This window comes from Mucilaginibacter sp. (assembly GCF_035492695.1).
Classification (GTDB): Bacteria; Bacteroidota; Bacteroidia; order Sphingobacteriales; family Sphingobacteriaceae; genus Mucilaginibacter.
Genome location: NZ_DATJJC010000026.1, coordinates 253386 through 263064, shown reverse-complemented (window position 1 = coordinate 263064; position 9679 = coordinate 253386). Strand labels below are relative to the sequence as shown.

Sequence of the window (9679 nt, the reverse complement as noted above, 5' to 3'; positions counted from 1 at the left end):
GGCTATTATAAAGCAGGTCCTTTAGGTTTAAGTGCATCCAACAAATACCGCTTGAGGATAACTACAGCGGCGGGAACGACTTACCAGTCGGATCTGGTCGAGGCCAGGAACTCGCCGCCGATTGACAGCGTTTATTACCGCGTCCAAAATAATGGTATAGAAATATACGCTGACACGCACGACCCGACTAACAGCACAAAGTATTATCGCTGGGAGTATGAAAGCACTTACCAGTATCATAGTGCCTTTAATTCTTTTCTCCGTTTGGTAACCAGTCCGCAGGATACTTTACTTCCGCGAATACTGCCAGACCAAATATATATTTGCTATCGTGGGAGCAAGGCAACTACTATCTTACTTAATTCGTCGGCAAAACTGACACAAGACGTTATAGCGCAAAATCCTATAGCCTTCATTTCGTCGAGTTCCGACGAATTGCAAGATCGGTACAGCATTTTGGTAAAGCAATATGCATTAACGCCGGAAGCATTTAATTACTATCAGCAACTGAAGAAAAACACGGAGCAATTAGGCAGCATTTTCGATGCCCAACCTTCAGAACTCCCAGGAAACATCCACTGCCTGACAAATCCTGCGGAGCCTGTCCTTGGATATATTACAGCCGGCTCGTCGGCACAGGAGCGTATCTACATTAATAACAAGGATTTACCCGCATGGATAACAAACAGCCCTTATACGGGCTGCAAAATGGATACGGACTTGTTTGTCAGGCCCCAGGGGAGTCAAATCATTAACGAAGTAAAGGAAAATATTTATACAGGTGCGCATTTGGGCGTCTTTACCATAGAGCCGCCGGGGTCAAACCATATCCTGGGATATGGAGCTTCTACACCCGAATGCGTAGATTGTACTTTAAGAGGCACCAATATTAGACCCAGTTTCTGGATAGACGAATGAGAAAGGCCATCTTTATATCGCTCATCATATTGCTATGGTTCGGTTGTAAAAAGCCGTACTTAAGCCCGGCTGTGTCATCCGGTACCGCTGCGTCAGGATTCCTGGTTGTTGAGGGGTCCATTAACACCGGCGCCGATTCGACTATCATCCGGGTAAGCCGTACTGTGCCATTGGGTTCGGACAAGCGGTCGGAGCCGGTATCCGACGCTACCGTTATGGTTGAAAGCGATGCAGGCGGCAGCTATGGCCTGCCGTCGTACGGTAATGGGTATTATAAAACTGTAGCATTGAATTTAAGCCCGTCAAATAAATATCGTTTAACCATTACAACCGGCGGCAAGGAATACGCATCGGATTTTGTACCGGTAAAAAATTCGCCGCCCATTGACAGCATAACTTACCGGTTAGATAATACCGGCGTAAAGCTTTATGTGAACACGCACGATCCGGCAAATAAAACCACTTATTACAAATGGAGCTATATAGAAACCTACATTATTCATGCTGACTACGTGTCGACAGTTAAATTGGTTCATGTCCCCTTTGATACAGTGGTTCTCCGCTCGCTGGACGAATATGTCTATCAATGCTGGAAAAACGACAGCTCGGTTAATGTGATACTGGGTTCCTCGGCCAAATTAAAAGAGGACGTGATATCGCAAAGCCAGCTCACTTATGTAAATACTGGTGACGAGAAAATGAGAACCCGTTACAGCATATTGGTAAAGCAGGATGCGCTGACCGCGGACGGGTTTAATTATTGGCAAAACCTGAAGAAAAACACCGAGCAGCTGGGAAGCGTATTTGACGCCCAACCATCTGAATTACAGGGTAACATACATTGCACAACAAATGCTTCGGAGCCCGTTATAGGCTTCATTAGTGCCGGTTCAACATCGCAGTTGAGGCTATATGTTGATAACAGCGAGCTGCCTACATGGCCCGTGCCGGCCGATGAATGCGCGGAAAAGGGTTACCTGTTCCACGACCACGACAGTGCCGGGCGGCCCACTACCCCGGTACGCGATTTTATCTATACAGGGGAAATATTTGTTACCGGGGTAATACAACCGCCGGGAAGCGTAATACTGGGTTATACAGGCGTGGAAGACCGTGCCTGTGCCGATTGCACATTAAGGGGCAGCAATAAAAAACCATCGTTTTGGATAGACAGATGAGATATTTAAAAGTGATGACTGGCATAGCAATATTGGTAATGGGTGTGGCGTGGGGCTGTAAAAAGCCCTACCTGGGGCCGGCCATTGTATCAAAAGATAGCTACCTGGTTATTGAGGGGCTGATCAATATTGGGCCCGATTCCACTTTTATAAAATTGACGAGAACGGTCAAACTATCGGACGTGACCAAGCCATCGGGCGAATTGAATGCGACGGTAACTATTGAAGGGGATAACAATTCATCCTACCAACTGACGGAAGCCGGTGGAGGCATATATGAATCAGCACCGCTTTACCTTGGCACTAACGCCAAATACCGGCTGAGGGTAAAGACTGCCAGCAACGAAGAATACCTGTCGGATTTTGTTGAAGCGAAGGAAACACCCGATATAGATAGCGTTACCTACGAAGTACAGGGCGACGGCGTACAGTTTTATGTCAATTCGCATGATGCCACCAATAAAACAAGATATTACCGTTGGGATTTTGATGAAACCTGGGGATACCACACTTTATACAAATCCTATTTTAAAATAGGCGGCGATGGTTACCCGGAATTACGTGTGGCCCAGGAGGATAAAATTTACGGATGCTACCGTTCGAATCCCGGAGTACAGATATTAACCGCCACAACAACTAAATTATCGCAGGATGTGGTTTATCGCCAGCCGCTTGATTTTATCAGCCAGGGTTCCGGCAAAATATCTCACGGATACAGCTTGTTGTTACGCCAGTATGCCCTTACCGAAGCCGGCTATAGTTACTGGCAAAACCTAAAGAAAAACACGGAAGATATAGGCAGCATATTTGACGCACAGCCATCCGAATTGCCAAGCAACATCCATTGTCTTAGCGCTCCGGGCAAGCCGGTTATCGGTTTCGTCAGTGCATCAAGTGTAAAATCGAAACGGGTATTCGTCAATAATTATTTTGCCGGGTTGTTTGTGCCCGACTATATCGCTCCGCCATCGGCAAATGAATGTCAAGTCGGGTATATCAGCGTGGAACCACAGGTAAGCTACCAATACCGGCTGAAACAAGTAACCGGGACAGGTGATACCGTTCTGCTGAATGCGGAATACCAGCGTGGAACAGGCAAACTGCTTGGGTACTCTTATGCCGCGAGGAATTGTTCGGACTGCAGGGTAAAAGCTCCCTTCGGTACCAACCTCGCGCCCGCATTTTGGCCGGAGGCACAACGATTTAATTGATCAGAATAAAGAATTTAAACAGTTATAGTTACAAAATAAAGCTATGAAACAAATTACAGGTCTATTTAAAAACTTTGCCGGCTATACTGCCCTTGCCCTACTGCTATCGTTGAATTGCACTGCCCAGGTAGGCGATATCCAGAAAAGTTTTGACAATTACAGGCAAACCGCGTTACACGAAAAAGTATTTGCCCACACAGACAAGGCTTCGTACCTGACAGGCGAGATCATCTGGTTTAAACTGTACGTGGTCGATGGCACTTATCACAAGCCACTGGATATAAGCAAAGTAGCTTATGTTGATGTACTGGATAATAACCAGGTGCCCGTAATGCAAACCAAAGTGGCATTACACAATGGCAAGGGCAGCGGATCGGTGTACATACCAATAACATTGAGCAATGGCAATTTCAAACTAAGGGCCTACACCAACTGGATGAAGAACTTTAGTCCGGATTATTATTTTGAAAAAACATTAACGATCGTGAACCCGCAGATAGCACCGGGACCGATGGCAGCGGTTAATCCTGCAGCATTTGATATTCAGTTCTTTCCCGAGGGCGGGAACCTGGTAACAGGGCTAAGCAGCAAGGTAGCATTTAAAGCCGTTGGGAAAGATGGAAAAGGAGTTGATGTATCAGGCGCTGTTATCGATTCGAAAAATGATACAGTAGCGCGTTTCAGATCACTGAAATTCGGCATGGGCAGCTTCATGCTTAAACCGGATGCGGGTACCGCCTACAAAGCTGTTGTAAAGGCGGGCACCGCGGCGCCGGTGACGAAGGACCTGCCGGCGGCAGGCAGCCAGGGATACGTGATGCAGGTAGCCGATAACAATACGGGCCAGCTAACCATAACGGTTAGTACCAACGTAAGCAACCCCGAGCCGGATGTGTACCTGTTCACCCATACCCGGCAGTCATTGGAAAATATAAAGCGTGTTGTGTTGAACAACGGCGTGGCTACTTTTACTGTAGATAAAAATTCGCTGGGCGATGGTGTGTCTCATTTAACTGTGTTCGCCGGCGACCGGAAGCCAGTTTGCGAGCGGCTTTATTTTAAACGCCCGGCTCAAACACTCGCTATCGAAGCAGCGGCGGACAGCAGGCAATATGGGAACCGGAAAAAAGTAAATGTTTCTGTTTCGGCGGCTCAAAATGCCGACCTGTCCATGTCGGTTTACAGGTTGGATAATTTTCAAACTGCTGACGCGACCGATATCGTCAGTTATTTATACCTGGGCTCGGATCTTCGGGGAAGCATTGAATCGCCGGGCTATTATTTAAACAATAATACATCTGAAGCTAACGAAGCCGCCGATAACCTGATGCTTACCCAGGGCTGGCGCAGGTTCCAGTGGAACGATGTATTGAGCAACAAACCAGCTTCGTTCTCTTTCCTGCCCGAATATAACGGCCACCTGGTTACCGGTAAGCTGGTTAATACAGAAACCAACAAACCAACCGCCGATGTAGTTGCCTATTTCGGTGTACCCGGAAAAAGGGTGCAATTGTTCACGGCAAAAAGCGATACTTCCGGCCGGCTGCTATTCAACACTAAAGATTTTTATGGCCCGGGCGAAATAGTGGTACAAACCAACACCCAGCACGATAGTACATTCCGTATCGACATTGCCAGCCCCTTCTCCGAGCAATATTCAAAAAATGCCTTGCCGCCTTTTTATATCGGCAAGGATATGCAGCAATCGTTGGAGAACAGCAGCCTGGGCATGCAAGTGCTTAACATCTATTCGGGTGATAATATCCGGAAATACTATACCTCGCCGGTTGATAGTAACGGATTCTTTGGCAAACCATATAAATCGTACAAACTGGATGATTATACAAGGTTCACAACCATGGAAGAGGTGTTGAGGGAATACATCAGGGAGCTTTACGTGGTAAGGCAGGACAAAAAATACCATATCAAGGTCATCAGCGAACGTGGTTTCCTGGAAGGTGACCCGCTGGTAATGCTGGATGGCATCCCGATCTTCGACATGGACAAGGTGATCGCGCTTGATCCGCTGAAAATAAGGCGGCTGGATGTGATGCGCGAACGCTACTTTTGGGGGCCTGCTGATGCCGAGGGTATATTGAGTTATACCACTTATAAAGGCGACCTTGGCGGGGTAGAAATAGACCCGCACGCCGTAGTGCTCGATTACGAAGGATTGCAATTACAGCGCGTATTTTATTCGCCAACTTATGATACCGACGCTGAAGCAGCCAGCCGTGTTCCGGATTTCAGAAATGTATTGTATTGGTCGCCATCGATAAAGACTGGCCCTGATGGGAAAAACCAGGTGTCATTTTATACCTCCGACCAGCAAGGACAGTATATCGGTATTGTACAGGGTATAACGGCAACGGGAACGCCGGGTGTCAGGTATTTCAATTTTGAAGTGAGGAAATAAGCTATTATTTTTCTCCATAATGTAAATTTTTTGTGAACGGATGCACTATTGTATCCGTTTGCCCTTTTTATACGTTATTGGCATAAACGGCCTATTGTTGTCGACCCGGAAAAAATTATGAGATTTGTATAAATAACAATTGCATAATTAAACCTTTTGAACGGCAATTGGTCTAAAAGACGAATTTATTTAATACCCTGAAATTCTTTTTTATAACATCATGAAAAGCTTATATAAATATGCCGCCGGCGCAGTTTTGGCCGGGGCACTTTCTATCTTATTTGTCCCTGCGGCTGAAGCGCAACGCGGCCGTGGCGGTGGCGGCGGTGGCGGTGTACGTTCCGGCGGAGGTGGCGTCAGCATTGGCGGTGGCGGCGGTTTCCGGGGTGGCTCCAGTGTCGGGATACGCAGCGGGATCGGTTATCGCCCGGGTGCGACAGCGGGCGTGCGCAGCGGGGGCAATGTAGCGGCCCGCGGCGGGGTTTACCATAGCGGCGGTTATTATGGCGGGCGATATTTTTATGGCTACCCTACTATCGGCTTCCGTTTTGGCTACCTGCCGTACGGCTATTACCCTTTCTACTTCGGAGCCGATCTGTACTACTATTATGGCGGGGCTTTCTACCGTCCTGACGACGACGGGGGTTACGAAGTAGCTACTCCTCCGCTTGGTGCGGCAGTGCCCGAATTGCCAAAAGGCGCCCAATCCATTGTGATAGACGGGCAGCAGTTTTATGAGTTTAACGGCGTTTATTACCAGCAAAGCACCAACGACCAGGGCAAAGTAGTATATGTAGTGGCAGGTAAAGATGGTGTACTGAACACCAACGGCGAAGCTGCCGACGAAGCGCCCGCCATGCCGCAGGTTGGCGATATTGTAAACCAATTGCCCGACGGATCGCGCAAGGTAAAACTTAACGGCAAAAAGTATTTTTTAGGGCCGGACGGTATCTACTACGAAGAATTTAAGGACTCGCATAACTATAAGTCGTACCGGGTGGTCAGTGTGCCATCGGACAACGACCAGGATGAGCAGCAGTAAATAACAAATGTAGAAAAGGGCTGAACAGGCCCTTTTTTATTATCAAACTAAACCTTTTGCGATCGGTTTGGTCATATATACAAGAGATTTAACAGGGAGTATGAAAAGGTTATATAAATATATGTCAGCATTCGCCTTTACAGGCATGTTGGCAATGGCATTAACAGGCAATGTATTTGCCCAACGTGGCCACGGCGGTGGTGGCGGTGGCGGGTCTCATGGCGGCGGTGGCGGCGGCGGATCCCGTGGCGGTGGTGGAGGCGGCGGCTTTCATGGTGGCGGCGGCGGTGGCGGTTCCTATCGCGGCGGCGGTGGCAGCGTAGGCTACCATGGCAGTAGCGCTGTACGCGGCAATACCGCCGGCTTTAGCCGCGGGTCAGCGGGTTACCGTGGATCGGTAGGCGTACGAAGTGGTTTTGCTACCCGTGGCGCTGTGGGCTATCGTGGAAATGCCGGAGTGAGAAGCGGGGTGGCCACACGCAATGGAGTGGGCTACCGTGGCGGTGCATATCGTGGTGTAACTGCTTATCGTGCCGGCGTTAACGGACGTTACGGCTATCGCGGCGGACGTTATGTTTACAACGGTCGTACTTATTATCGTGGTGGATATTATCGCGGGTATGGTTATAACTATTATCATGGTTATGGCTCCCGCTTCAGGTTTGGCTTTGGCTGGGGGTATCCTCACCTTGGGTTATATTTCGGCTATTTGCCTTATGACTATTACCCATTCTATTGGGATTCGTCGCCGTACTATTATTACAGTGGCGTATTTTACAGGCCATATAATGGCGGTTACGAAGTTACTACGCCTCCCATTGGTGCGGCGGTGCCTAACTTACCGTCCAATGCACAGTCTATCGTGATCGATGGTGTGCAGTATTATGAATCGAATGGCGTTTACTACCAGGAAAATGTTGACGGTAACGGTAAAACGGTGTACGTGGTTGTAGGCAGGGATGGCGTTTTGAACACCGGCGATGCCGGGGCCGATGACAGCTACCAGCCCATGAACGATAGTGACGACCCGATGGTTGATAACGATGCGGCTACAACCGATAATTCGGCCAGCGCGGCTGCAGCAGAAGCGGTAAAAGTTACGGTAAAAGTTGGCGATGTGGTGAATGAATTGCCTGCCGATTGCCGCAAGGTAACACTGAACAACAAGAAATATTATGTTTCGCCTGATAATGTTTTTTATGAAGAATTTAAAGATGCTGACGGGAAAGGCTACCGCGTGGCAAGTATTCCCGGCCAGGCAACTGACGAAAGTCAGTAATTGATTGTGAGTTGTTTTTAAATACCCAATGGCCCCGTTTACCGGGGCTTTTTTATTGGCTAATGCCTGCTTCCATTCGTGCCGCGGGCAATCAAAACAATTACGGGCATTTTAAGGTTGGTAGGTGGTAGTGGCTGCAAAGGCCGGCAGCCGAAATTCAAAGATAAAAATTGTAAATTGGAGCTAATGATAACGGCCTTGCCGATAATGCCCCCTGTATGCAGGACGTAAAGAGATGTTTGCTTTGTATTATCATGCTTGGCGCAGGTGTTGCACTAATGCTGGCTATGGGCTGTCACGCGCGTAATAAAGCGCAGCGCGGTGCAGCCATTGGTGCCGGTACCGGTGGTACGGTAGGTGCATTCATAGGCAAATCGGCCGGCAACACCGCCATGGGCGCTATTATAGGGGGGGCCGTTGGCGGCACTGCAGGAGCTTTCGTGGGAAAAAACATGGACCGCCAGGCCGCAGAACTTAAAGAAACAATCCCGGGAGCTTCGGTATTGCGTGTGGGCGAAGGTATAATCGTCAAATTTGATTCGGGGATACTGTTTGATACCGGAAAGGCCGACCTTAAACCAGCCGCAAAGACCAATCTTCAAAACCTGGCCGGATCGCTGCAAAAAAATAATGCCACCAATGTACTTGTTATAGGCCATACCGATAGCCAAGAAGGAAGCGGTGCGAATGATATTGTCCTTTCGAAGCAAAGGGCATCAGCCGTTAAAAACTATCTCGCCGCAAATAGTATTGATACGCTGCGCTTGACCACAATGGGGAAAGGCGAAACAGAACCGATCGCTGACAATAAAACTGCTGCAGGGCGTGCACAGAACCGCCGGGTCGAGATCGTTATTATTGCCAATGAGCATATGAGAAAACAGGCTGCCGGCGAAGAGAAATAATTGCATTTCCGCAAAAATTCTTTAATTATTTATAGTTCCTTCTCCATGTAGATCGCTCCTGGCAACGGGTTGAAACGGTAGGGAGGTATCTCGTAAAAGCCGAACGAGTGATAAAGTTGCTGCGCTTTTTTCATATCTTCCAATGTGTCAAGCCTGATCTTTTTATACCCGAGTTCCCTGGCAATTCCGATAGATCGTTCCAGCAAATTCAGCCCGATTTGGTAGCCCCTGTATCCATCTTTAACATACATGCGTTTCAGTTCAGCTGTCTGGCCGTCAAGTTTACGTACGCCGGAGCAACCAACAAATTTTTCACCGTCGCGGGCAAGCAGTAACGCACCGGCCGGTTCATGATATTGTTCGCTGATGGTTTCCAACTCCTTTGAAAAATTCTGGAAGGAAAGGTCGACATTCAAGGAAGCGGCATATTCTTCAAAGAGTTTTTTGCCGGCCTCGAAATCCTGTGAAACAGCTGCTAATTGATAGGTGATCATTATGCGGTTTATGATGATCTTTTTGTTACCGTAAAAATATAACCGGGGTTAAAGGATAGCAAATTTGTTTCGTTTATGTGGCGTCATTTTTTGCAAGGAAGTGTCGCACGGCGAGGTCACTCACCCGGTCATTGCTTCGCTGGACCACATTCCTACCGCAAGCGGTAAAGAGGGTTTTTTTGTTTTTTGATTTAGAATACCGTCTCTATTCGCTGCGTAGAGACAGAATAAATTGA

8 protein-coding genes are annotated in these 9679 nt (G+C 48.1%); 7 read left to right on the top strand and 1 reads right to left on the bottom strand.

Annotated features, from left to right (window positions below):
* The 7 genes from VL525_RS16275 to VL525_RS16245 all read left to right on the top strand — a co-directional run.
* Positions 1–918 (top strand): DUF4249 domain-containing protein (locus tag VL525_RS16275; protein WP_325388097.1); only part of this gene is annotated, 918 nt, incomplete at its 5' end.
* Entirely contained in the window at positions 915–2096 is a 1182-nt protein-coding gene (locus VL525_RS16270; protein WP_325388096.1) for a DUF4249 domain-containing protein, read from the top strand. The genes VL525_RS16275 and VL525_RS16270, both read left to right, overlap by 4 nt.
* Before the next feature lie 14 nt (positions 2097–2110).
* Complete coding sequence (locus VL525_RS16265) at positions 2111–3307, top strand: DUF4249 domain-containing protein (protein ID WP_325388095.1); 1197 nt, start codon at positions 2111–2113, stop codon at positions 3305–3307.
* 43 nt (positions 3308–3350) lie between these two features.
* Complete coding sequence (locus tag VL525_RS16260; RefSeq protein ID WP_325388094.1) at positions 3351–5723, top strand: hypothetical protein; 2373 nt, start codon at positions 3351–3353, stop codon at positions 5721–5723.
* Between the two features lie 220 nt (positions 5724–5943).
* Positions 5944–6765 (top strand): DUF6515 family protein, encoded by an 822-nt coding sequence (locus VL525_RS16255; RefSeq protein ID WP_325388093.1) that lies wholly within the window; start codon positions 5944–5946, stop codon positions 6763–6765.
* 100 nt (positions 6766–6865) lie between these two features.
* Positions 6866–8044: a DUF6515 family protein gene (locus VL525_RS16250; protein ID WP_325388092.1), complete on the top strand. Its 1179-nt coding sequence runs from the start codon at positions 6866–6868 to the stop codon at positions 8042–8044.
* Between the two features lie 218 nt (positions 8045–8262).
* The gene (locus tag VL525_RS16245) at positions 8263–8949 is read left to right on the top strand and encodes an OmpA family protein (protein ID WP_325388091.1); all 687 of its coding nucleotides are present in this window, start codon (positions 8263–8265) and stop codon (positions 8947–8949) included.
* Between the two features lie 29 nt (positions 8950–8978).
* Here the strand turns inward: VL525_RS16245 and VL525_RS16240 are convergent, their stop codons facing one another.
* Positions 8979–9443, bottom strand: coding sequence for a GNAT family N-acetyltransferase (locus VL525_RS16240; protein WP_325388090.1), 465 nt, complete (start codon positions 9441–9443; stop codon positions 8979–8981).
* Positions 9444–9679 lie beyond the last annotated feature (236 nt).